Annotated in this window: 19 protein-coding genes; 5 read left to right on the top strand and 14 right to left on the bottom strand. The window is 56.6% G+C overall.

Features of this window, described 5'->3' with window-relative positions:
* Positions 1-143: 143 nt before the first annotated feature.
* Positions 144-2,012, bottom strand: a complete 1,869-nt coding sequence (locus H7849_RS25890; protein ID WP_186743323.1) for a hypothetical protein — start codon at positions 2,010-2,012, stop codon at positions 144-146.
* A gap of 379 nt (positions 2,013-2,391) precedes the next feature.
* On the opposite strand from H7849_RS25890, the gene H7849_RS25885 reads away from it, so the two are divergent.
* Together H7849_RS25885 and H7849_RS25880 are read left to right on the top strand one after the other, a co-directional pair.
* Entirely contained in the window at positions 2,392-4,215 is a 1,824-nt protein-coding gene (locus H7849_RS25885) for an ABC transporter ATP-binding protein (RefSeq protein WP_186743322.1), read from the top strand.
* Positions 4,216-4,229: 14 nt separating this feature from the next.
* Entirely contained in the window at positions 4,230-8,735 is a 4,506-nt protein-coding gene (locus H7849_RS25880; protein WP_186743321.1) for a glucoamylase family protein, read from the top strand.
* An 8-nt stretch (positions 8,736-8,743) separates the two neighbouring features.
* Here H7849_RS25880 and H7849_RS25875 read toward each other — a convergent pair whose 3' ends face one another.
* The 8 genes from H7849_RS25875 to H7849_RS25845 all read right to left on the bottom strand — a co-directional run bounded on the left by H7849_RS25875 (position 8,744) and on the right by H7849_RS25845 (position 15,096).
* Complete coding sequence (locus tag H7849_RS25875; protein ID WP_186743320.1) at positions 8,744-9,052, bottom strand: hypothetical protein; 309 nt, start codon at positions 9,050-9,052, stop codon at positions 8,744-8,746.
* 59 nt (positions 9,053-9,111) lie between these two features.
* Positions 9,112-10,011 (bottom strand): dTDP-4-dehydrorhamnose reductase, encoded by a 900-nt coding sequence (rfbD, locus tag H7849_RS25870; RefSeq protein WP_186743319.1) that lies wholly within the window; start codon positions 10,009-10,011, stop codon positions 9,112-9,114.
* Positions 9,984-10,529, bottom strand: coding sequence for a dTDP-4-dehydrorhamnose 3,5-epimerase (rfbC, locus tag H7849_RS25865; protein WP_186743318.1), 546 nt, complete (start codon positions 10,527-10,529; stop codon positions 9,984-9,986). Before rfbC ends, rfbD begins: the two co-directional genes overlap by 28 nt.
* A 3-nt stretch (positions 10,530-10,532) precedes the next feature.
* Positions 10,533-11,423 carry a glucose-1-phosphate thymidylyltransferase RfbA gene (rfbA, locus tag H7849_RS25860; RefSeq protein ID WP_186743317.1) on the bottom strand — a complete coding sequence of 297 codons (891 nt, stop codon included), beginning with the start codon at positions 11,421-11,423 and terminating at the stop codon, positions 10,533-10,535.
* Complete coding sequence (rfbB, locus tag H7849_RS25855; protein ID WP_186743316.1) at positions 11,420-12,508, bottom strand: dTDP-glucose 4,6-dehydratase; 1,089 nt, start codon at positions 12,506-12,508, stop codon at positions 11,420-11,422. Before rfbB ends, rfbA begins: the two co-directional genes overlap by 4 nt.
* 2 nt (positions 12,509-12,510) lie before the next feature.
* A complete protein-coding gene (locus tag H7849_RS25850; protein ID WP_186743315.1) occupies positions 12,511-13,770 on the bottom strand; it encodes a GumC family protein in 1,260 nt (419 codons plus the stop codon).
* A 177-nt stretch (positions 13,771-13,947) separates the two neighbouring features.
* Positions 13,948-14,082 carry a hypothetical protein gene (locus H7849_RS27175; protein ID WP_285288919.1) on the bottom strand — a complete coding sequence of 45 codons (135 nt, stop codon included), beginning with the start codon at positions 14,080-14,082 and terminating at the stop codon, positions 13,948-13,950.
* Positions 14,083-14,139: 57 nt separating this feature from the next.
* The gene (locus tag H7849_RS25845) at positions 14,140-15,096 is read right to left on the bottom strand and encodes an EamA family transporter (protein ID WP_186743314.1); all 957 of its coding nucleotides are present in this window, start codon (positions 15,094-15,096) and stop codon (positions 14,140-14,142) included.
* A gap of 619 nt (positions 15,097-15,715) precedes the next feature.
* On the opposite strand from H7849_RS25845, the gene H7849_RS25840 reads away from it, so the two are divergent.
* Together H7849_RS25840 and H7849_RS25835 are read left to right on the top strand one after the other, a co-directional pair.
* Positions 15,716-17,110, top strand: a complete 1,395-nt coding sequence (locus H7849_RS25840; RefSeq protein ID WP_186743313.1) for an acetyl ornithine aminotransferase family protein — start codon at positions 15,716-15,718, stop codon at positions 17,108-17,110.
* A gap of 87 nt (positions 17,111-17,197) precedes the next feature.
* Entirely contained in the window at positions 17,198-17,515 is a 318-nt protein-coding gene (locus tag H7849_RS25835; RefSeq protein ID WP_186743312.1) for an antibiotic biosynthesis monooxygenase family protein, read from the top strand.
* Between the two features lie 3 nt (positions 17,516-17,518).
* Here the strand turns inward: H7849_RS25835 and H7849_RS25830 are convergent, their stop codons facing one another.
* The 3 genes from H7849_RS25830 to H7849_RS25820 are packed head-to-tail and all read right to left on the bottom strand — an operon-like array spanning position 17,519 to position 19,490.
* Entirely contained in the window at positions 17,519-17,689 is a 171-nt protein-coding gene (locus H7849_RS25830; RefSeq protein WP_186743311.1) for a hypothetical protein, read from the bottom strand.
* Between the two features lie 50 nt (positions 17,690-17,739).
* Positions 17,740-18,903 (bottom strand): M24 family metallopeptidase, encoded by a 1,164-nt coding sequence (locus tag H7849_RS25825; RefSeq protein WP_186743310.1) that lies wholly within the window; start codon positions 18,901-18,903, stop codon positions 17,740-17,742.
* Between the two features lie 38 nt (positions 18,904-18,941).
* A complete protein-coding gene (locus H7849_RS25820; RefSeq protein WP_186743309.1) occupies positions 18,942-19,490 on the bottom strand; it encodes a SelL-related redox protein in 549 nt (182 codons plus the stop codon).
* Positions 19,491-19,658: 168 nt separating this feature from the next.
* On the opposite strand from H7849_RS25820, the gene H7849_RS25815 reads away from it, so the two are divergent.
* On the top strand, positions 19,659-20,069 hold the full coding sequence (locus tag H7849_RS25815; RefSeq protein ID WP_186743308.1) for a cupin domain-containing protein: 411 nt from the start codon (positions 19,659-19,661) through the stop codon (positions 20,067-20,069).
* Between the two features lie 17 nt (positions 20,070-20,086).
* Here H7849_RS25815 and H7849_RS25810 read toward each other — a convergent pair whose 3' ends face one another.
* Complete coding sequence (locus tag H7849_RS25810) at positions 20,087-21,082, bottom strand: nucleoside hydrolase (RefSeq protein ID WP_186743307.1); 996 nt, start codon at positions 21,080-21,082, stop codon at positions 20,087-20,089.
* Positions 21,069-23,165 (bottom strand): S9 family peptidase, encoded by a 2,097-nt coding sequence (locus H7849_RS25805; RefSeq protein WP_186743306.1) that lies wholly within the window; start codon positions 23,163-23,165, stop codon positions 21,069-21,071. Before H7849_RS25805 ends, H7849_RS25810 begins: the two co-directional genes overlap by 14 nt.

Below are 23,165 nucleotides of genomic sequence, written 5' to 3'. Positions count from 1 at the left end.
GTCAAAGAAAAAGCACGGCGGTATGATCTTCCGTTGTATAGAACTGGCGCGCCGCTGCGGCTCTTCCGTAGCGGCGCTTTTTTGCTGGAAATAAAAAGGGCATCCATTGCTGGATGCCCTTCGAGTTGTTGCCATCCGGCAGCTTACGGCAGGAAGTAACGGAACGAGGTGTAGAGCTCGTTTTCGTTGCCCTTCGGAGTGCCATTTGCACCGGACCAGCCATAGCGTCCGATGTAGCTGTACTGAATGCCCTGACGGAAGCGACCCTTCGGTCCACGGTAGAAGTCATACCAGTAGCCGAGAGTGTACTCCTGCTCGTTCTTGGTGGGGCTGCCGCAATTGGCAGGAGCTGACGGCTGATAGCCGACCTGCGGGGCAGTTCCGGGAGCGACCTCGATGCCGCAGCCTTTGTCCTGCGTGCCATAAAGGCCATAGCCAATGTAGCCGTTCTGATCCTGGAAGTAATTCCGGAAGCTGCCGTCGATGCCGCCGTTAAAGTAGACATCCAGGCGAGGCGAGGCGTGGAAGACCACCGTGCTGAGGGCAGAGTAGCCGTGCAGCAGAGCGAGTTGGCCCGAAGGACGGATGGTCGCGTCAGGCAGCTGACTGGCGCCGTAGCGGTTGGTGCCATCGCCGTACAGTCCGCTGAGACCAACATGGAAATACTTGGTCGCCGGGACATATGCGCTGCCGCCGATACCGCCGCCGACGGTCGCGTCATTGTAGGCGCCTGTTCCGGTGGGAACTGTCGTCGAGGTAGAGTTCGGATAAACGCGATCACGGAAGAACCGGGCAATGCCAAAGAGTTCATAGTGGCCGAACTTCGGATTCTCGTAGACGACTTTGGCGATCATATCGGGGGCCAGGTTGTAGGAGTAGGTTGTAACCGGAGACGAAGAAGACGCACCCGGCTGTCCCGCACCATTGTAGAGACCGCCATTGGTGCCGGTGGCTCCGATCAGGTAGTTGTTGGGGCAGGTCAGCGGCGTTGTACCATCAGATTTGGTTCCGGTCCCCGCGCAGCTTGGGGTGAGGGTCTGCGGATTTTCGACCGAGATACCAGCCCAGAGTCCGTCATGGAAATTCTTGACGATGCGAGCGCCGTACTGACGTTCCCATACGAAGCCGGCGTTATACGCTGCGTCGATGGTTTGCGGCAGGACTTCGGTCGTGTTGACAATTCCAACCCTGTCCTCAGTCGCGAGACTCCACTGCTGACCGGCAGTGAAGACCCAGCCACTCCTGGATTCTGCCTCAGCCCAGAGCTGGCGCTGACGCAACACATAGCTGTTGCTTTCGTTGTTGTTCGAGGTCACGCCGGTGCCGAGCCAGTCAGCTTCCCAGTAGCCACGCAGCGTCCAGTCGTCCAGCTTGCCTTCAGCCTGAAGGGCGATACGGGACTGGCGGCCAGTTCCGTAGAACTCGGAAATGTTGGCATTGTCAGCGCCTGCATACGGAATCGAACTGAACGGCGTGTTGATATCGGAGGCCAGAGCACGGTTGCGGTAAACGGTCGCAGCTTCAATAAAGCTGCCCGTTGGCGAAAGCGTAATTCCCTTGAAGTGAATCGCGTCGGGGTTCTCGATCTGCTTCTTGACCTGAGCCTGCTGGTCCTGCACCGTGGTCACGATGGACTGGGTGTTGGTCTTCAGATCGGTAACCGATCCCTGCAGACTGGCAACGGCCTGGGTGTTTTCACCGATTGCTGCCTGCTGGGCCTGAGCGGCCTGTTGCGCCTGGGCAGCTGCGGCCTGTGCTTGGGAGGCGGCATCTTGTGCCTGCCGTAGTTGCGAATCGCGGTCAGAAAGCTGCTGCTTCAACACCTGGATCTGCGAATTCTGTGAATTCATCTGGTCGCGAAGCGCTTCAATCTGCGATTCCACCGAAGGCTTGGCGGGAGCGGCCTTCTTTTTGGCCGCGTGCACCGTCGGGGTGGTGGCGGTTTGTGCGTATCCGGCGACCACGGCCGATGCCAGCACGAAACTCGCCAGCGCTTTCAAATTCGTTTTCATTTGACCTCTCTTTAACAACGGGTTCTTCTATCTCTTTGTATTTGCAAGACTTAATGCGAGGATTGTGCATACGAACCACCCCATGGCCGAGGACACACGTAGTGCAATGCCTGTAAGTGGCAAACTGCAATGTCTTCAGCGATGGGGCGTAGCCAGTCCTGCTCTAGATTCCCAGTGAATTGTTACAATTGGGCGAATTTCCCATGAATAAGCCGCAAAAACAAGGACTTAGCGAGACTAAAAGTGGCCAACAAATGTGCCATCTGCGGAGAGCCGTAAACAACATAGGCAGAGGAGCTTGCATCTGAACAAGATACTCACCTCGGACGGTTCGCATGATGGCGGATGCCTTGCGCGGATGGGGTGGTGTATCTGACCCATGAGCCAAAGCCAAAACGCAAGCCCGCAGAATGCATGGGGCGACCGCATTCGTGCGCTGAAAAACGTGCCGCCGGTCCTGAAGATTCTTTGGGAATCCGGGCCGCAAGTAGTGGCGTGGGGGCTGATTCTGCGCGTTTTTGTCGCCATGATGCCATGGGCGATTGCCAAGGTAGCGGCCTGGATCATCAACGGCGTCGAGCATGTTTTGCGGCATCAAGGTCTGCCGGATCACTTCTGGTGGATTGTCGCGCTGGAAGTCGGACTGGCTGTTCTGACAGGAATCCTGACGCGGACTATCGACTACTTCGATTCCCTGCTGGCTGACCGCTACAGCCACCACGTGAGCATCGAGGTCATGCGGCAGGCAGCGCAGCTTGATCTGACGACATACGAAGACCCGGTTTACTACGACAGGCTGGAACGCGCACGGGTCCAGGCAACGGACCGGCTGGTTCTGATTCAGCAGATGGGACGGCTCTTCCAGCAGATCATCACGACCCTGGTTTTCACCATAACGCTGCTCTACTACTCGCCCTGGCTGATGGTGCTGCTTGCCCTCGGCATCATCCCCTCATTTCTGGGCGAGACGCATTTTGCTTTTCTGGGATATGCGAAGAACTTTCATCAGACCCCGGCGAAACGGTTAATGGATTATCTGCGGCAGGTGGGTGGGAGCAAAGAAGCTGCGAAGGAACTGAAACTCTTTAATCTGAATGAGTATCTGACGAGCCGCTTTGCCGGTCTTTCGGAGCAGATCTACAAAGAGAACATAGCGCTCTCGCGCAAGAAGCTGATTGGCGGCGGACTGCTCGGCATTCTGGGGACCCTCGGCTATTATGGCTCCTATGCGTATGTGATCTGGCGCGCGGTGCATGGGTATTACAACATCGGAACGTTTTACTTCATCACCAATGCGATTGTGCAGGCCAGTTCGAACCTGCAGCAGGTCTTCTCGACCGCGTCCGGCATAGCGGATCAGGCTCTGTTCCTGACGGATCTGATTGCTTTCTTTGAGATGAAGCCGATGGTGCAGTCAAAGCCGCATGCGCTTCCGGCGCCGCGGCCCGTGCGGCTGGGATTTGAGTTCCACAATGTTTCCTTTGCCTATCCGGGCACGGAACGGAAGGTGCTAAAGAACTTCAATTTCACGCTGCGTCCGGGTGAGCGCATTGCCCTGATTGGCGAGAACGGGCAAGGCAAGACAACGGTCGTCAAGCTCATTACACGGCTTTATGATCCGACCGAAGGTGAGATTCTTCTCGATGGCATCGACCTGCGCGAATATTCGCTCGAAGATCTTCACCAGGAGATTGGCGTCATCTTTCAGGACTTTATGCGCTATGAGATGACGGCACGGGAAAATATTGCGATCGGCCGCGTCGAGCTTCCGCATACCGAGGCAGAGATTGAAAGCGCTGCGGAGAAGAGCCTTGCTGCGGGCGTCGTCGCCAAGCTGCAACACGGCTATGATCAAACGCTGGGGCGGCGCTTTGAAGGCGGAGTCGATCTCTCAGGCGGCGAGTGGCAGAAGATCGCACTGGCGCGCGCTTACCTGCGCGATGCGCAGCTGCTGATTCTGGACGAGCCCACAGCGGCGCTGGATGCGAAGAGCGAGCTTGAAGTTTTTGAGCGTTTTGCGGAACTGACGGAGGGCAAGATGGCGCTGTTGATTTCGCATCGTTTTTCAACTGTACGCATGGCAGACCGCATTGTAGTGCTCGAAGGCGGCAGGCTGGTGGAAGAAGGCAATCACCAGCAGCTTATTGCGCTGGATGGACGGTATGCGGAGATGTTCGAGATGCAAGCAGCCAGTTATCGGTAAAGTAAGGCAGGTTCATGACAGATCAAACCCCCATCGACGTTCAGCAAACGGCAAAAGAGCCGCAGATTCCTGCCGAGCGGCTGCGCGCAATCGCGCAGGCCGCTTCTTCAGGCTGGCAGGTAACGCATCTGCCGAAGGGGCCGAGCGGCTTTGAGCAGCGAGTGCAGGCCACGCGTGACGCGCTCGACATGCTTGCCACTGAGTTGGAAGGTGTCGATGCGAAGCAATTTGCGGACGCCGAGCCATTGCTGGAGATTCGTGAGAATCCGCGGCTGTTGCGTGCGGTTGTGCTGGAGGCGTATTCGATTCGCCGCAAGGTGGAACGCCTGCCGCGCATCGTGTTGCCGAATAGGGGCGAGGAGACGCGCGCGGCCGCGCTTGCAGCGGCCTACTTCGATGCTGCGAATTCGATCTGGTCGCCAGAAGCCTTTCATGCATTCCTTCATGCTGCGCAGGAATCGGACCCGCTGGAACTGCAGGAGCTGTGGGTGGTGCCCACGATGCTTAAATTCCAGTTGCTGGAGTGGATTCTGGCGCAGGCAAATGCGCGCTTGCATGCGCCGGGATCGACGGGCGCCGAGCCCGCCGAGTTGCTACGCACACGCATCAAGACGGTGCGCGATGTGGGATATGCTGCCTGGGCTTCGCTGATTGAAGAGCTGGTGGCGTTTGAGGCTACGTTGCAGAAGGATCCATCGGGCACCTATCCGCGCATGGATTTTGAGAGCCGCGAGCAGTATCGCAAGCGCGTTGCGGAGATTGCGCGCCACGCGGAGGGCTCGGAGTCACAAGTTGCAACAGCCGCTTTGGAGATGGCCCGACAGGCCGCTGGCGAGCAATTCGCCGACGAGCGGATGCGAGCACGCCGCATGCACATTGGCTATTACCTGGTGGATAAGGGGGCAGAGGACCTTAGCAGGCGTGTCGGGTATAGGCCTCGCCTGATCGATCGCCTGCGCATCACGATCCAACGCAACGCGGATGATTTCTACATCGGTTCGATTGAAATCCTCACCGTTTTGCTGATCGCGGTGATTCTTCTGCCGCTGATCCCCAACTACGCGATCTTCGGCGGTCTTACCATCGCGTTCCTTCTCATGCTGCTGCCGGTCACGCAATTTGCCTCAGACCTGGTGAGCAATATCGTCACCTCGCTCTTCAAGGCACGCGCGCTGCCCAAGCTCGATTTCAGCGACCACATTCCCGCTGGATACACGACCCTGGTGGTTGTGCCAACGCTGCTCATCAATGAGAAGCAGACGCAAGAGTTGGTGCAGGAGCTGGAGGTACGCTTTCTCGCCAACCCCGATCCGAATCTTCACTTTGCTTTGCTCACGGATCTGCCGGATTCGATCACGCGTCCGCGCGAGAACGATACGGACCCGGTTGTTGATCTTGCGGTTCAACTGGTCAACGATCTGAATCGGCGTTATGCGTCTCCGAAAAACGGGACGTTCTTCCTGCTGCATCGCCATCGTCTTTTTAATGCCCGCCAGGGCGTTTGGATGGGATGGGAGCGAAAGCGAGGAAAGCTGCTTGATTTGAATAAGCTGCTTGTCGGAGATTTCGATGCCTTCCCCGTCAAGGTCGGCAATCTTGATGTACTGAAGGACGTCTGCTACATCATTACTCTGGATTCAGATACGCAACTGCCCCGCGGCTCCGCCAATTCGATGATCGGCGCGATGGCTCATCCGCTGAATCGAGCGATTATCGATCCCGAAAAACGCATCGTTACCGAGGGCTATGGCATTTTGCAGCCGCGCGTCGGTGTAAGCGTGCATTCCGCAGCGCAATCGAGACTGGCTGCAATCTATTCCGGGCAAACCGGTTTCGATATCTACACGCGAGCGATTTCTGATACCTACCAGGACCTTTACGGCGAGGGCATTTTTACGGGTAAGGGAATTTATGAAGTGGCGACGCTGCATGCCGTGCTCGACCGTCGTTTTCCCCATAATTCCCTGCTGAGCCATGACCTGATTGAAGGAGCGTACGCGCGCGCCGGGCTGGCCACGGACATCGAGGTGATCGACGATTATCCATCACATTACTCGGCTTACACGCGCCGCAAACATCGCTGGGTGCGCGGTGACTGGCAGATTGTGCAGTGGCTCCTTGCGCGCGTTCCGGATGAGTCCGGCCGCTATGTGCGCAACCCCATCTCGATGATTTCGCGCTGGAAGATCTTCGATAACCTGCGCCGTTCGTTGGTAGAACCGCTGACGATGATCCTTCTCGTCGCCGGATGGTTGGGCCTTCCGGGCGGCGCACTTTACTGGACGATGGCTACGCTGGTGCTGATGTTTTTGCCGACGTTTGTGCAATTGGTTTTCAGCACAGGTCGCGCGCTTGCCAGCGAACAACAAGGCGCGATGCGGGAAGCCTTTGCCGGCTTTCTGCAATCTGCTTTTATCACCTTCCTGAACCTGACGTTTCTTCCCCACCAGACGATGCTGGCGATTGATGCGATTACTCGCTCGCTGGTGCGGCGATTTATCACCGGGCAGCGACTGCTGGAGTGGGAGACGGCGGCGGAGGCGGAAGACTCTACGCGGCGCATCACCCCGGTCGATCGCTACCTCGCCATCATTCCACTGTCGGCGATCATCCTCGCGGTCATTATCCTTGCGCTCGATCCCAAATCGCTTGCCGTGGCGGCGCCGGTGTTGCTACTCTGGGGATTTTCGGGGAGCATTACTCTCTGGCTTAACCATGCGCCACGCGAGCAGCGGCAGCATCTTTCGGCAGATGAAGACGCATTTCTACGACAGCATGCGGCTCGCATCTGGCGTTACTTTTATCAGTTCGGCGGCGAGTCTCACAATTACCTCATTCCCGATAATGTTGAGGAAGACGGATTATTCGAGGCGGCGCGCGTGTCTCCCACAAATCTGGGGCTTCTGTTGAACGCGCGGCAGGCCGCGTGCGAGTTCGGTTTCCTTACCGTTCCGGAATTTACCGAACTTACACATGCGAGCTTTGCCACGATCGCGCGCATGGACAAATTGCGCGGGCATCTCTTCAATTGGTACAACACGCAGACGCTCGAGCCAATGAGGCCGGGTTCGGTGTCATCGGTGGACAGCGGCAACCTGGCGGCTTCACTGTATACGCTGCGAATGGGCGCGCTGTTCTTGTTGCGCGATTCGCTTTTATCAGAGAGGCATTTCGCCGGGCTTACGACGTATTGGCAACTGTTGAAGTTACATATTCCGGAACTTGCCAAACGGGGTGCGGTCGCTCTACCTGATAAGAAGGCTGATTTCGACACGTGGATTGAATGGCTGCTGGAGCATGAAGACACTCTGCTGAGTGAAATTGAGGAGACGGAGGGCGAAGGCGCCTGGTGGGCTGATGAAGTCCGCAAGCGCGTGTCAGCTCTGACAACGATTGTGCGGGAGTTTATGCCGTGGCTGCTGCCGGAATTCAAGCCGCTCCGTGCGGTTCCGCAGATTGGCCTGCGCGAGGAGACGATGTTCCCGCCGCTTGATACGGCGGCGGAGTTTGCGAGTCAGCTCGATTCCCGGCTCTCGCGTGCCTGGGCTACCGGCGAGGATGATGCGAATGTCTTCCTGAGCGAACAGCTTCGCTCAATGCTGCCGCGCGCGAAGCAGCAACTTGCGGGTTTGGCAAAAAGCCTGCGTGTGCTTTCCGACGAGGTGTATCGCTTCGTCGACGAGATGGACTTTACGTTCCTGCTGCAAAAGGGACGCATGCTGCTCTCAATTGGCTACGATCTTGAACCGATGAAGCTGCACCCCGCCTGTTACGATCTTCTGGCTTCAGAAGCGCGTATTGCCGCGTTCGTAGCGGTTGCCAAGGGGGATGTTCCGCAACAGGTATGGTTCAAGATGGGGCGCACGCACACGATGGCCTTCGGGCGCAATCTGCTGATCTCGTGGACCGGCACGATGTTCGAGTATCTGATGCCGGCCGTGTGGATGCGGAGCTATCCCGACACGCTGGTTTCGCGCACACTGGCTGCGGCTGTTCAGGTGCAACGCGCTTATGCGCGCGAACACCGTATTCCGTGGGGCATTTCCGAGTGCGGATATGCGGCGAGGACCGACGATGGGCACTATCATTACCAGGCGTTCGGCATTCCGCAGATCGCGATGAAATGGGACGCGACGGCGGGGCCGGTGGTCTCGCCGTACTCGACGTTTCTCGCACTGAGTGTTGATTCCAAGGAAGCTCTGCGCAATCTGCGGCGGATGTCAGGGCATGGATGGGTTGGCGCGTTTGGATTCTATGAGGCGATCGACTACATGCAGTCGACACGCGAGCCGCAACCGGTGCGCGAGTGGATGGCGCATCATCAGGGCATGTCGTTGCTGGCGATTCTGAATCTGCTGGACGAAGACAAGACGAAGGAATGGTTCCACGCGAATGCCGAGTTGCAGGCTACGGAGTTGCTTCTCCACGAAAAGCCGGTGAGCGAAGCGGCGTTGCGTGCTGAATACAAGCAGTTCGCGCCGCGGCGAATGAAGGTCCCACAGCTGAAGAAAGCCAGCTAGTTGGGCAGCTAAGCCGTTTGACGCTGAAAGCCCATCTGCTGCAGCTGTGAAGCGCGGGTGATCATGTCCATGTCGAAAATATGGCCTTCGGAGAAACGCTTTTCAGCGCGGTCGAGCGTCTTTCGGGGGATATTGACCATTTCCAGCAACTGTCTGCGCAGGTCCACCCACTGCACAAACTTTGTGATCCAGCCCTGACCTGGTGTCATGTAGCCGCCCTCCCAGGCAATAGCCATGATGACGCCTGGCTCGGCAGTGCGTTGAATGCGAAGCTGCATCTCGACCGGCTCGTCAAACTGCTCAGCAAGTTGGCTCATACGCCGGAATAGTGCAGGAACTGGTGTAACCGTTACAAATCCATCAGCTTATCGAGGGACTATTTTCCCATGACCTTGGCGAGGGCCAATCGCCAGTCGGGCAAAGTAATTCCGAAAGTGGATTGCAGCTTTTCGTTGGAGAGCACAGAGTTCACGGGCCGCGTTGCCGGTGTTGGGTACTCGCTTGAGGGAATTGGCGTGAGCTGCGGGATTTTCTCTCCGGTTCGTTTCTGATGCTGGGTGAAGATCTCTTGCGCAAAGCCGTACCACGTTGTCTCACCGGCGCATGTAAGGTGATAGACACCATATTCAGGCGTGATGGTCAGCGTCTTGTCCCATGCTGCGCGGGTTGCATTCGCGATGACTAACGAAGAAGTCGGCGCGCCGAACTGATCATTGACAATCTTTAACTGGTCGCGTTCGCGGCCGAGGCGCAGCATGGTGCGCAGAAAGTTCTGACCGTGCGGTCCATAGACCCAGCTGGTGCGGAATATGAGGTATTTGCCACCCACTTCCTGAATGGCGCGTTCGCCGGCTAACTTGGTTCGTCCGTACACGTTCAGAGGATTTGGCTTGTCGTTCTCTACCCAGGGAGATTTTTTCGACCCGTCGAAGACGTAGTCGGTTGAATAGTGGACGAGAGTCGCGTCAAGCCTCGCAGCTTCTTCGGCGAGTACACGCGGAGCATCGGCATTGATTGTCATCGCCTGATCCACCTCTGACTCTGCACGATCTACGGCTGTGTATGCTGCGGCATTGAGAATAAGTGCGGGGCGAAGTTGGCGGATGAGCGACCGCAGAGTTTCGGGATGGAAAAGATCCGCAACGCTGCGTTCCCATGCCGTGACGTCACCGGCATCGGCGAAGCTGCGCTGCAGCTCCGTGCCAACCTGGCCGCTTGCGCCGACGATCAGGATGACTGGCTTCTGATTCACGTGAATAGCTCGGCCTGTTGCCATGCAAGACCCTGCTGATCCTTTTCGGAGACGATTGCCTCTTGCTGAGAAACCGGCCACGGGACCGCGATCTCTGGATCATTCCACAGCAATGTTCGCTCATCGGCAGGCGAGTAATATCCGGTGACCTTGTATGCGAACCCGGCAACTTCGGACAGGACGGCAAATCCATGACCGAATCCTTCCGGGATCCAGAGCATGCGGCAGTTTTCGCCGGAGAGTTCGACGCCCACGTGCTGGCCAAATGTCGCTGAGCTGCGGCGAAGATCAATGGCCATGTCCCAGACCGAACCGTGCGTGACACGGACGAGCTTTCCTTGTGTGTTGTTCACCTGATAGTGAATGCCACGGATGACATTCTTCCTCGACAGAGAAAAATTGTCCTGCACCCAGCGAGTCGGGAGTCCGGCTTGTTCCATCAGGCGCTCGTTGTATGTCTCGCAGAAGGCGCCGCGCGTGTCCTTATATATCTTCGGCTCTAAAATCAGAACCCCAGGTAATGCAGTCTTGATTACATTCATTCTTCACATGCCGTCGGATGGGAAATTGGGTTCATTCAGGAGAGACAGAAGATATTGTCCGTATCCGCTCTTGCGCACCGGTTGCGCGAGCGCTTCAAGTTGTTGAGAGGTGATGTAGCCGGAGCGAAATGCAATCTCTTCCGGGCAAGCGATTTTCAGGCCCTGCCGCCGCTCAATGGTCTGAATAAAGAGTCCTGCCTCGAAGAGCGAATCGTGGGTTCCGGTATCGAGCCACGCCATGCCACGGCTCATCAGCTCCACGTCTAGCATGCCGTGCTCAAGGTAGCAACGATTCAGGTCCGTAATTTCGAGTTCGCCGCGCGGAGAAGGCTTGAGCGCAGCCGCGAGACTCGCCACATCATTGTCATAGAAATAGAGACCGGTTACGGCATAACGCGATTTTGGAGCCTTTGGCTTTTCTTCGAGGCTGATAGCGCGTCCCTGCTTATCGAACTCGACGACGCCATAGCGTTCTGGGTCGTGGACAGGATAGGCGAAGACTGTTGCGCCTTTCGTCTTACTCGCAGCTTTAACCAGCTGCGCCGAGAGCGACTGGCCGTAAAAGATGTTGTCTCCGAGAACCAGCGCACATGGGTCGTTCCCAATAAAATCCTTGCCGATGATGAAGGCCTGCGCCAGTCCGTCGGGGCTTGCCTGGACGGCGTAGGAAAGCCGAAGTCCCCATTGTGTTCCATCCCCTAATAATTCTGCGAAGCGTGAGGTGTCCTGCGGCGTAGAGATGATCAGAATTTCCCGAATTCCGGCAAGCATGAGCGTCGTCAGCGGGTAATAGATCATTGGCTTGTCGTAGACAGGAAGCAGCTGCTTTGAAATCACATGCGTGACCGGATAGAGGCGCGTCCCAGAGCCTCCAGCAAGGACAATTCCCTTCATTGCGCGACACGCTCCGCGTAGTTCGTTTCAATCCAGCGGTGGTAAGCCCCGGAGCGCACATTTTCCACCCATTCCTGATGGGCAAGATACCACTCCACGGTTTTGCGAATCCCTGACTCGAAGCGTTCTGCCGGCTCCCATCCCAGTTCCTGTTTGATCTTGCGGGCATCGATGGCGTAGCGACGGTCGTGGCCGGGGCGATCCTTTACGTAGGAGATCAGGTTCCTTCGCGAGCCAATCGTTTTGCTGGGAGCGAGCTCGTCGAGCAGATCACAAATTGTGGTGACCACATCGATGTTTGTCCGCTCGCTCGATCCGCCGATGTTGTACGTCTCGCCCAGCCTGCCACGATCCAGCACCGCGCGAATGGCAGAGCAATGATCCTCCACAAAGAGCCAGTCGCGAACGTTCTTGCCATCGCCATAGACCGGCAGAGGTTTTCCTTCAAAACTGTTGAGGATCATGAGGGGAATGAGCTTTTCCGGGAACTGATACGGGCCGTAGTTGTTTGAGCAGTTGGTGGTGAGAACGGGCAAGCCGTAGGTGTGGAAGTATGCGCGAACGAGATGATCGGATGCGGCCTTGGAAGCGGCGTAGGGACTGTTCGGCGCATAGGCGGTCGCTTCTGAGAATGCCGGATCGTCGGGGCCGAGCGAGCCGTAGACCTCGTCCGTAGAAACATGCAGAAAGCGAAACGTCTCTTGCTCTTCCTCGCTGAGTTCTGCGTAAAAGGCCCGCGCGGTCTGCAGAAGAGAGAACGTTCCGAAGACATTGGTCTGGATAAAGGCATCGGGGCCAACGATGGACCGATCTACATGGCTTTCAGCGGCAAAATGAACGATGGCTTTCGGCCTGTGCTCGCGCAGAAGACCGCCCACCAAAGCGTTGTCGGCGATGTCTCCGTGAACAAAGATGTGGCGCGGATCGCGATCGAGCGACTTCAGATTATTGCGATTACCCGCGTAGGTAAGGCTGTCGAGATTGATGACGGGAGAACCGCTTTCCTTGAGCCACGTTAGAACGAAGTTGGAGCCGATAAAACCGGCTCCGCCTGTTACCAGGATCGAATCTTTTTTATTTGTCATTCTCAGGCGGTCTTCCTGGCCCAGATGAGTTTGCGTAAGATTCTAAGGCGCTCGCTTTGTTCGGGGTCCTGCTCCAGCCGCTCCATGCTTTCGCGGAAAAATGCCGCAAATATACCGATGATCAATCCGACAGCTGCTGCGACGATGGTGATGATGCCGCGCTTGGGAAACGACTTATAGTCGGGAACAATGGCGAGGTCTACGACTTGGATCAGTGCTCCCTCTTTCGCTTCATCCAGCTTGGCCAATTCGAACTGTCGAGCCAGTATCTCGAAGATCGTCTCGTAGTACTTAACATCGCGGTACCGGCGAACGTATTCGATGCCCCCTTGGGTCATCTGTCCCTTGGGAATGATCAGACCGGCACTGTCATCGACGTTGCCACCGAGCTTGGCCAGTTGAGTTCGCAGGCTATCCAACTCCTGCTGTGTCTGTATGACATCGGAATTCTCACTCGTAGCATAGGTCTTTATGCTCTGCAGTTGAACTTCCTTGGCCGCGATTTGTGCACGCAGCGTAACGGCAGACTCGATCAGCGCCCGAGCCTGGCTGTCCAACTGGATCATACCGGTCTTCTGCTCAGTTTCCTTCAGTGCTTCCTCGGCATCAGCGAGGTTATTCTTTGCCTGCTCCAGTTGTTGCTCGAAAAACAGACGGCGCTGCGCCGCTTCGCCAATCGCGAGGTGCTGAGAAAGTCTGCGGTATTCCTCCACGTAAGCATTCGCCATTTCTGCGGCGCGTTTGGCATTTCTGTCTTCGACTGAAATGTGAATTAAGTTATCCTTGGTGGTCGCTTCCACGGTGGCATGACTTTCAAAGGCCTTCCGGGTTGTCGACATATATTTCTCATGATATTCATCCATCAGCCCAAACCGCTGGATCATAGCGTCTTCTACCGTACGGCTCTTGAACATCGCGACATACATGTCGTTAGGATTTTTCAGGCCTATGCTGGAGCCGGCCAGCGCAGTCAGCGACCCGAGACTGCCTCCCACTTGGGACATCAGAGCAGAAGTAAGAGATGAATTTTGCTGGGGAGGCATCACGGTTGTGATGGCGGTGTACTTTTTCGGCAGCAGCAGCGAAACGACCAGAGCCAGCACGCCAAAGCCCACGGTGAATTTAAGAATCAGCCACTTTCGACGGGCTAGGACGATGAGGATCTCCAGGACGGATACTTCATCGTTCTCTTGTATGCCGGGTGCGCTTGATGGAAGCGTTTCCGATTCCAGGTGCCGGATCTCACTTGTCGTTGTATTCATTCCCTGCGCTTCTGCGATCAGAGCCTCAATGCCAGCTATATCGCCAGGATCATGGATGAGCCTTGGCTTGATTTTACCCGCAAGCACAGCTCAAGCCCAAGTATCTCTCTTTGAACAGGTTGGAGATTGCGCAACGATCTTTCAACGCCAGGTCGATCCGTCTAGAGTGAGATTCAGCTACGACATTTTTCCCGGATGGCCGGTTACGTCTCCCATTCCTTCGGCATCAGCGCAGTGACCGCGTGTTGCCCACAAGATTCCGCCGACAAACACAACTGCAAATAAAAGGAGCACGCCTATGGTGTTCGGCATAAGAACCCCCTGGTTCATAAGAACGCAGAAGGTGGATCAAGGTTGCGCGGACTCTTATTAGGCTTTCACCGGCTGGCGTTCGGCCACGGCCGGTTTTCGACTTTGGTCTTCAACCCGGATGCGAGACGAAGTCACCAGGGCGACAGCAATCACGATCGCAATCATTCCCGCGTATTCGGTGCTTACCATCCGCTCACCCAGGAATATCCCTCCGAGAATTACGGCGACCACCGGATTGACGTAAGCATAGGTTGCGACCTTGGGTACCGGAACGTGGTCGAGCAGCCAGACGAATGCGGTGTATCCCACAAGCGAGCCAAATGTCACCAGGTATCCGACTGCTCCGGCTGCGCTGCGGGTCCAGTGGGCTTGATGCCAGCCACTCACTACGAACGCGGCAACCGAGCTGGCAGTTCCCGCTGCCAGCATTTGCCATCCTGCGGCGACCATTGGGTTTACCGGCAATTTCAATTCGCGCGACAAGATTGAACCCACAGCCCACAGAAATGCGGCGCTCAGCACGATCACGCTTCCCAAGACCTGCCCATTTTGCCCTTGTCCCTGCTGATGTAACCCCGGCGCCAGGAGTGCGATCAATCCTACAAGTCCAAGGGCGAGACCAAGCCATCCGCGCGCCTGCAGTCTTTCTCCGCGGGGAAGCAACATGCTGAGAATAGCGACGTACAGCGGCATCACGGCCACCAGCAACGCCGCCAGACCGCTCGCAATGTAGCGTTCACTGAAGACAAGGCCGATATTTCCGCCGCCAAGCAGAAGCAAACCGACGACCGCGAGCCATCCCAGCTGACGCCATGGAAGCCAGATGTGTATTCCCCGAAGCCTGCAGAAGGCGAGCATCAGGGTTCCGGCAATCAGGAACCGCACTCCACCCAAAACCAGCGGATGCAGATACTGAACCCCGACCTTGATGGCGGTATAGGTCGATCCCCAGAAGAAATACACGCAGCCAAACGCGATGGGAATGGCCAGCGAAGCCGCACTCCGGCGGGTCATGTAAATAGCTACCTCTCCTTGTATCTCGCCATCCCGGGCGTGAACCTACTGGAATCCACGACCTTGAGTGACAGATGCTTTCTTTTTTCCATTCGCTCTACAGATTATCCAGATGGAGACAATCCTGGATGAAGATTATCTTGCATTCGGGCATATGCAAGTCGTTTTCAAATAGGGAATTGGGGGCAGCGCCCGCGAAACCGCTGAGGACATTCGGGATCGACACTGCTTTTCCTGCTTCCAGCCCCATACATCCGCGTGCTATCCTCTCCTCACGCAGGGACCGTATGCGCATTGACAGGCACATAGCCGTTGTAAGCTCCGCCTCCAGCCCCAGACGCTGGAGCGAGGCCTTTGCGCGCACCATTGCTCCCCGCAGACATCTCTGCGTTCTGCCCACGCGGACGCGACCTAGCCTCTTCGGCAGCGATTAGTCGCCGCTGCCCGTGACGCTCGACCGCGCACCCGGCAAGGACCAAACGACCCAGCCAGCCGCGTCAGTGTCATCGACGGAAGAAAGACTCCTCCGATTAGCAGCCGTATCGCCGCCAACAAATGCGGCGTTTCTGGAAACGAAACAAGGCTGAAGCCAAAACCAAGGCCCTACAAGGAGAACAACATGCAGTCGACTGAGATTCTGAGCAAATTTGGCCCGAAGCTCAACGGGACTCTGCCCGGCCCCAAGGCCAAGCACATCGTCGAGGAAGACGACCGCCTCATCTCGCCCAGCTATACGCGTTCCTACCCGATGGTAGCGAAGCGCGGACGCGGCATGCGCGTGGAAGACGTGGACGGCAATGAGTTCCTCGACTTTGCCGCGGGGATTGCTGTCACTTCAACCGGACACTGTCACCCGGAAGTGGTTGCAGCCATCCAGAGACAGGCTGCCGAGCTGATTCACATCTCCGGCACAGATTTTTATTATGAATCGCTGGTAACGCTGGCTGAGCGGCTATCTGCAGTCGCTCCCATGCCTGGACCACACCGTTTCTACTACGGCAACTCCGGCGCTGAAGCTGTCGAGTGCGCGCTGAAGATCGCCCGTTACCATACGCAGCGCCAGAACGTGATCGCATTCTTCGGCGCATTCCACGGACGCACGATGGGCGCGCTTTCCCTCACCGCGTCGAAGCCGCAACAGCGTCGCCGTTTCTCTCCGTTGATGCCCGGCGTTACGCACGTGCGCTATCCGTACGCCTATCGCGGCTGTAGCGGCGGTCCGCAGGAAGAAGAAAAGTTTGCCCTTGGTTGCGCGCGCTATATCGAAGAGAAACTCTTCAAGACGACACTTCCGCCCGAGGAAGTCGCAGCGATCTTCATCGAGCCGATTCAGGGCGAAGGCGGCTATGTTGTGGCGCCGGACATCTTCATGCAGGAACTGCGCCGCATTTGCGACAAGTACGGCATCCTCCTGGTCGCCGATGAGGTACAGTCCGGAGCGGGCCGCACCGGCAAATGGTGGGCCATCGAACACTCCGGTGTAGCGCCCGATATCGTCTGCATGGCCAAGGGCATCGCTTCCGGCATGCCTCTCGGCATCTGCATGACGCGCGCCGAGATTATGGACTGGAAGCCCGGCTCCCATGCCTCAACCTTCGGCGGTAATCCGATCTCCATCGCCGCAGCGCTCGCGACGATGGACGTGCTTGAACGCGAAGGCATCGCCAATGCCGCGGTGCTCGGCGAACAGATGATGAACCGCCTCCGCGCCTGGCCGGCAAGGCATTCAATAGTTGGCGATGTCCGCGGACGGGGCCTGATGATCGGCATTGAGATTGTCAAGGATCAGGCATCGCGTGAAGTGGCCGGGCCATGGCGCGACCGCATCGTAGAACTCGCTTTCGAGCGCGGTCTTCTGATTCTCGGCTGCGGCGAAACATCCATCCGTCTTGCACCACCGCTGATTGCAAATGAACATGAAGCTGCGATTGCGCTGGACATTCTGGAAGAGTGCATTTCGCTTGTAGAGACAGAGCAGCTGGCAACGAACAGTCTAGCCAGCTCAGCAGTTTAAGATGAAAGCCAGAGACCGAAAGGTCTCTGGCGCCCTCCCCTGAATTCGGGACCTGTCTGTATCATCCTTCTCGCCGGAGAAGTCTGTATGATCACCCGACTATGGCAGGGCTACACCTCGCCGGAAAATGCTGACGCGTACGAATCTTTCATTCGCACGGAAGTCTTTCCGAAACTGCGCGAAGTTCGCGGCTTTCTGGGCGGCAAACTTCTACGTCGCAACCTGTTTCAGGAAGTGGAATTCGTCGCGGTAACCCATTTTGACTCGCTCGAATCGGTGCGAGCGGCTGCCGGGGAGGAGTTTGGCTACATCATTATTCCCGAGGCTGGACGCAGTTTACTGACCCGTTATGATCAGCGGGTTGCCATCTACGAGGTTGTTGTTACCGAAGAGTCGTCCAGCTGAAATCTACTTGCGCAGAGCTTGTCTGCGAAAAACGATACCGGCCAAAAGAAAGAGCAGTGAGATCGCGACCGCCAACGCAGCATGTCTAAGTGACCCACCATAAAGGTGCAGCGCGGCATCGATCCACCAGACCACCGCGCCCACAAACCAGATCATGTAAGAATTGGACCGCACTTGAGTCTTATCTTTTGGATGCAGTTCACGAGCACGCTGCAACGATCGCTTTAGATCCGCACCAGTTCCTGCTGGATTCGCCCGGTTACCTCTGCCTTGTCGCGCGAGGTGATCATGTTGATCTCGCTGCGAATGCCGAACTCCGGCAGATAGACGCCCGGTTCTACGGAAAAGCAGGTGAATGGCAAAATGCGGCGCTCATCATGCGTCTCCAGATTGTCCAGATGCGCTCCGCCTCCGTGAATTTCCGTGCCGATATTGTGTCCGGTACGATGCGTGAAAAACGACTCAAGTCCGGCCTCGCGAATTACGCCCCGCGCCGCGTCGTCAGCCTGCCATCCGGCGATTGGTTTCTTCTGCGCAAAGGCATCCTGCACGATACGAATGGCGGCGTCCCGCGCATTTTTTACCGTTTGAAAGACATGGTTTTCACGCTCAGACGGTTCGCGTCCCACGAGACCGGTCCAGGTAATGTCGTACCAGCAGGTTCCGGGCCGGTTTTTGCGTGCCCATATATCGATCAAAAGAAAGTCTCCGCTCTGAATTTTGCGCGAGTGCGCAGCAGTCGGCTCATAGTGCGAATCGGAGGAGTTTTCGTTGACGGAAACATTTGGACCATTCTCCGTCACCATCTCTGCCCGCTCGATGGCCTGCTGGAACCAGGTCATCATTTCGTATTCGGTGATACCACTCTTCAACCTACGATCGATCGCGCGAAATCCTTCGGCCAGAATTTCATCGAGCGCTTGTTGCGCTTCGTAGTGGCTGGCGATTTGCTCCTCGGAAAGCACAGCCTCAAACTGGCTCACCAGATCGGCCGAACTGACGATGGTCTTACCCATTTCCCGGAGCAACTCTACCGTGCCGGCGTCGACCATGGCGACATACATAATGGCGTTCCGCGGAGAGTATTGCATGGCGATGCGGTGGTATGGGGCAAGCATTGTCTCCAACCCGCTTTGCAGTTCCTGCCAGGATGAGTACCGCGTTTTGCCGCCCGGCAATGAATCCAGGCGCGCCTGCTCGATGCGATGAACGAGTTTGTGCGGCTCGCCCTGTGCGGGAATTACGTAGTACCAACGACGCGTGATATGCGCATGCGGATCGAGCCCGAGAATATGCTCGCCGATGGGATCGCGGTGGTGGTGATCGTAAAAAAGCCATGCGTCCAGCTTCAGGTCACGAAGAGCGGATTGAATTTCTAAAAGGTTCATGGTCGAAAGCAAAGTCTATCGGAAATCAGAAAACCGCGTCAGGCGACAAGCCGCAGGTAGTCGGGACGATCGGCGATGGTGCGATGCCGGAATGATCGGACGATCTTGCGATCGCGCAGGAAGAAAACTCCGGGCATCTGCGATGCGTCCTCGCGTATCAGGCCAATGCCGTGCTTGATCATGGCGTTCTGCATCCAGCCTTTCCAGACTGCTGGTTGGAAGAGAATTCGCAGGAGCGACACGCGGCCTAATTCGAAGACTGGACTGTGATAAAACGATCCGTCGGGATTGCTGATGCGCTCGGTGTCGGCCAGATCGTAATAGTCGAAATAGGGTTTGGCTCGCTCCGGGGTTCCCATGTGCACAAAGACCGGTCGAATGCCTCGATCTGCCAGGACACTGCGTACTTTTGAGACATCATCAATAGCCTGCCTGCAGAACGAACATCCGAAGTGCCGCAGAAAAACCAGCAGCACCGGGCCCGCGTCCACCAGTTCGAGCAATGTGCGACCTGATTCGGCGCGAACGTTCGCGAATGCGGAAGCGACCTCTGCATTTTGCTCTCGGACCTGCTCTTCCAGATACATGATCCTGCCTGCGCAATATTCTATGCTTCGCTCAAAGCCTGTGTCTTTGAGAAACGGCGATGCCCAGCACTACAGCATTTCGCTGGTAAGGTGCTAAGTTGGTCGACAGAGATATTTGGAGGATGAAGGATGGATTTATCCCGGCGTGGACTGTGTCAGGCGCTACCTTTGATCATTGGTTCCCTTTCGGGCTCACTTTCGAGCACTTCCCTCGCTCAGGCAACGAGCGACCAGCCCATTCCATCATTTGCTCTGCCGTTCGATCAGATGACGGCACACACAAATGGCGGCAGCACCGGGCGGCCTATTCTCAACGGGGTCACCCACTCGGGGGCGCATCTTGAGGTTCACGAAACTGTTCTCGCACCCGGAGCGATGCCGCATCCGCCACACCATCACGTGCACGAAGAACTTTTCCTGCTTTCCAAGGGGACCATCGAAATTACCATCGCGGGCAAGAGCTCGACGATCGGTCCGGGCTCCGCTGCTTTTGTGCATTCCGGCGAAGAGCATGGCGTTCGCAATATTGGCCAGGAACCGGCACAGTATTTTGTGATTGCGATTGGAGCGGAAGCATAGTCCTTGCTGAGCGAAACCTATTTAGCAATACACGAAGAAGTTCCACTCAGCTTCTGTTCCAGCAATCTTGGCATAAAGAATTGAAAGAATTGGTCCGAGTCAGAGCTGAGGCAAACGTTCACATTCGCCGGTCCCGCGCCCTCACGCGTAAAACCCTTGTCATCGACATCAATATGCAGAGGCGTGGCAGGACACAATTCAGGCTTCAGCGCATACGCGGCGGCCACTGCGTCAAACATCGTCGGCGTCGTCTGATGCGTCCCCCGCTGCCATTCTGCGATGAGCACCTGCAGCGAATCTGTGAGCGGCGTGCTTACCGTTGTCAACATCGCACGCTTCACTTCATCGAATTTCAACTGTGTAGAATCGAGCGGCATCATGTAGATCGGAGCTCCTGACCACACCAGCTTCTGAGCGGCAGCAGGATCCATCGCAATGTTGTATTCCGCGTCTGGCGGACGCGGTATTAGACTGAGCGTCCCGAATTCGTCGTAGCCACGCCGAATCGATCCTCCCATAAGCACGACACGCTTCAGCTTCTTGAATGTCTCAGGATCGCGGTCGATCTCCGCGCCAATATTCGAGAGCGGGCCAATGGCGATCAGCGTAATCTCTCCAGGATTCTTCCTCACCTGATCGAGCAGAAAATCGACGGCGTCTCCATGCGCGTGCGTTACACCTGCCTTGGCCCATACGTCTTGCGTAAAGATTGACTTTCGCGGCGTCTTCACTCCAGTCGTAACCGGAATATCACTGCGTCCTGTCTCGCAAAGCAGGCGATCCAACATCTGGCTGCGCAATTCGGTATCGCCCCACGCCGAGCTCACACCCAGAATCTTCAGCTCCGGACTCGACAATGCCAAACCGACAGCAAAAACATCGTCGATGTCGTCACCAATATCGGTATCGATGATGACTTTTTGTTGCTGTGCGAATGCGCTCAGGCAACTCGCAACAAATAACCATGCTGCGAAACAGGCAATCCATGTCTTTGAGTGATTATTGATTGACATATTTATCCAGCCACTTCAACTCTTCACGCACTTTAATGTAGCCATGCCAGGGATTCTTATCCAATCCATGCCCTTCACCGGGAAACGCGAGAAACGTGTGCGGCACATTGATCTGCTGGAAGGCACGCTCCATCAGGATATCTTCAAGAAAGCTGACACGCACATCAGCATTTCCGCCAACGATGTGTGTTGGGGTCTTCACCTTGTCGAATTGAAAAAGTGCGGCCTCTGACTGATATAACTCCGGCTTCTCCCACGGAAGGCCGCCGAGATACCAGGCATCGTCGTAGGTCTCGTCGTCGTTGCCCCAGTTCGCCGCATGCTCAACGGCGCCCGCGCCTGTCACGGCAGCCTTGAAGCGCGTCGTCTGCGTGATCAGCCAGTTCGTCATGTAGCCGCCGTAGCTGTATCCGCCAATGGTCAGATGGTTCGGATCGGCGATGCCATCTTTCACCAGAGCATCCACGCCCGCAAGAATATCCTTGCCTGGCACCGAAACAAGATGCGGCTCGATCTGCAACATGAATTCATCGCCGTAGCCGCTCGATCCGCGATAATTTGGACGGAAGACGAGCCACCCGTTTGTCGCTGCCAGGGTCGCCCAATCGTACCAGTCGGCACCGAAGTGGTTGCCGTCTGCATCGGCAGGACCACCGTGGATCAGCGTGAACATGCGCAGATGTTTCGCGTCCTTCTTTCCCGGCGGATAGATCAACACTCCCTCAACTTCGGTGCCGTCATCCGATTTCCACTTATAGGTCGTCCACTCGGGCTGCGCTCGTTCCCGGAAGATGGGATTGAAATTCGTGACTGCTTTGGCTTGCTCCAACTGATCCGGACTATCGGAGACAAAGGCCTGCATTGGATCGTTGATCGTGGAATGCAGCACCACCAGCTTGTGCCCTTGCTTCGCAGCATCTATTCCTGAGTAGCTGCCTGCAACTCCGCTCAGAGCTTCCGCCTTGCTCTCCTCAATTTTGTAGAGCTGTTGCTGCGTCCCGGTCATGCCCTCTGCGATTACAGTTCCATCTGAGCCAAGCGTGTACTCTTCGAGCGATCCTTTGAAGTCCGCGCCTAACCGACCCACTTTTCCGCTCGCAGGATCGATCACGTACAAACGTCCCTGAACATCCTGATACTTGCCATCGAGCGAACCTGCTGCGGCGCGCACGTTGAAGTAGAGTTGCTTCCCATCCGGCCCCCATCGCAACCCGCTTTCTACGGCCTGGTTGTGGGTCAACTGCTTCGCGTCGCCTCCATTCGTGCTGACCAGGAATATTTCGCTCGCCGCAGGCCCTTCCATGCGATGCGAGACGGATTCAGTTTCGAATGCAATTTGCTGAGGAGCGGCAGCGATCTCAGAAATTTCGCGATCGTTCTTTGTCAACACCTTAGCCAGTTTCGGCAATGGAGACTCTTCGTCTTCCTTTTCTTTCTTCGCGGATGCCTTCGGTCCTGGAATCTTCTGCGCTTCGGCAATGGCGTCCTGCACCGGAATCGCCAGCAGCGTGTCGCCCCGCTCCTGCTCGCGCCACCGGATCACATCTTTCCATTCCTCTTTGCGAGCGTCCTCCTGCGCCTTGGTGAGCGGCTGCTGCACGGAGAAGAAAATCCTGGAACCGTCCGCTGACCAGGCGAGCGCATGCGCATCCAGCTTTTCCGTGTAGAGCGGAAATGCCTCGCCACCGGCCACGGCAATCAGCCACACCCTCTCCGTGCCTTCCTTGTCGTCGTCTTTCGCCTCGCTGTCCTCATCGGCAAGAGCGCGTGACGAGATAAACGCGATGTACTTGCCATCCGGAGACCATGCGGGAGCTGAATCGTAGCCTGACTGCGTCAGCTGCACAGTTGTTCCCGTCTTCTGCCGCCAGAGCCACAGATCATCGCGGAAGCGGTCGTGCTGCCAGTCAGGCGACGAAGTCCAGATCACTGCCGCCTGTCCGTCCGGAGCGATTCTCGCCATCCGGACTTCCGTCGAGTTCATGAACTCATCGAGCGTGATGGGTGGTTTTGATTTCTGCGCTTGGCCACACAGCGATCCGCAGAGAAAAAACAAGGCGACAGCAAATTTCTTCACTCTCAT

This window comes from Alloacidobacterium dinghuense (genome assembly GCF_014274465.1).
Taxonomy (GTDB): Bacteria; Acidobacteriota; Terriglobia; order Terriglobales; family Acidobacteriaceae; genus Alloacidobacterium; species Alloacidobacterium dinghuense.
Note: the sequence above shows the minus strand (reverse complement) of the source record. Positions and strands in the feature narration are given on the sequence as shown.

What these genes read in the sequence shown, in the direction of transcription:
- H7849_RS25885 (WP_186743322.1), top strand. Translation starts at nt 2,392, where the DNA reads ATGAGCCAAAGCCAAAACGCAAGCCCGCAGAATGCATGGGGCGACCGC.
- rfbD (WP_186743319.1), bottom strand. Translation starts at nt 10,011, where the DNA reads ATGGCAACAGGCCGAGCTATTCACGTGAATCAGAAGCCAGTCATCCTG.
- H7849_RS25890 (WP_186743323.1), bottom strand. Translation starts at nt 2,012, where the DNA reads ATGAAAACGAATTTGAAAGCGCTGGCGAGTTTCGTGCTGGCATCGGCC.
- H7849_RS25835 (WP_186743312.1), top strand. Translation starts at nt 17,198, where the DNA reads ATGATCACCCGACTATGGCAGGGCTACACCTCGCCGGAAAATGCTGAC.
- H7849_RS25805 (WP_186743306.1), bottom strand. Translation starts at nt 23,165, where the DNA reads ATGAGAGTGAAGAAATTTGCTGTCGCCTTGTTTTTTCTCTGCGGATCG.
- H7849_RS25880 (WP_186743321.1), top strand. Translation starts at nt 4,230, where the DNA reads ATGACAGATCAAACCCCCATCGACGTTCAGCAAACGGCAAAAGAGCCG.
- H7849_RS25810 (WP_186743307.1), bottom strand. Translation starts at nt 21,082, where the DNA reads ATGTCAATCAATAATCACTCAAAGACATGGATTGCCTGTTTCGCAGCA.
- H7849_RS25820 (WP_186743309.1), bottom strand. Translation starts at nt 19,490, where the DNA reads ATGTATCTGGAAGAGCAGGTCCGAGAGCAAAATGCAGAGGTCGCTTCC.
- H7849_RS25840 (WP_186743313.1), top strand. Translation starts at nt 15,716, where the DNA reads ATGCAGTCGACTGAGATTCTGAGCAAATTTGGCCCGAAGCTCAACGGG.
- H7849_RS25875 (WP_186743320.1), bottom strand. Translation starts at nt 9,052, where the DNA reads ATGAGCCAACTTGCTGAGCAGTTTGACGAGCCGGTCGAGATGCAGCTT.
- H7849_RS25845 (WP_186743314.1), bottom strand. Translation starts at nt 15,096, where the DNA reads ATGACCCGCCGGAGTGCGGCTTCGCTGGCCATTCCCATCGCGTTTGGC.
- rfbA (WP_186743317.1), bottom strand. Translation starts at nt 11,423, where the DNA reads ATGAAGGGAATTGTCCTTGCTGGAGGCTCTGGGACGCGCCTCTATCCG.
- H7849_RS27175 (WP_285288919.1), bottom strand. Translation starts at nt 14,082, where the DNA reads ATGCCGAACACCATAGGCGTGCTCCTTTTATTTGCAGTTGTGTTTGTC.
- H7849_RS25850 (WP_186743315.1), bottom strand. Translation starts at nt 13,770, where the DNA reads ATGAATACAACGACAAGTGAGATCCGGCACCTGGAATCGGAAACGCTT.
- rfbC (WP_186743318.1), bottom strand. Translation starts at nt 10,529, where the DNA reads ATGAATGTAATCAAGACTGCATTACCTGGGGTTCTGATTTTAGAGCCG.
- rfbB (WP_186743316.1), bottom strand. Translation starts at nt 12,508, where the DNA reads ATGACAAATAAAAAAGATTCGATCCTGGTAACAGGCGGAGCCGGTTTT.
- H7849_RS25825 (WP_186743310.1), bottom strand. Translation starts at nt 18,903, where the DNA reads ATGAACCTTTTAGAAATTCAATCCGCTCTTCGTGACCTGAAGCTGGAC.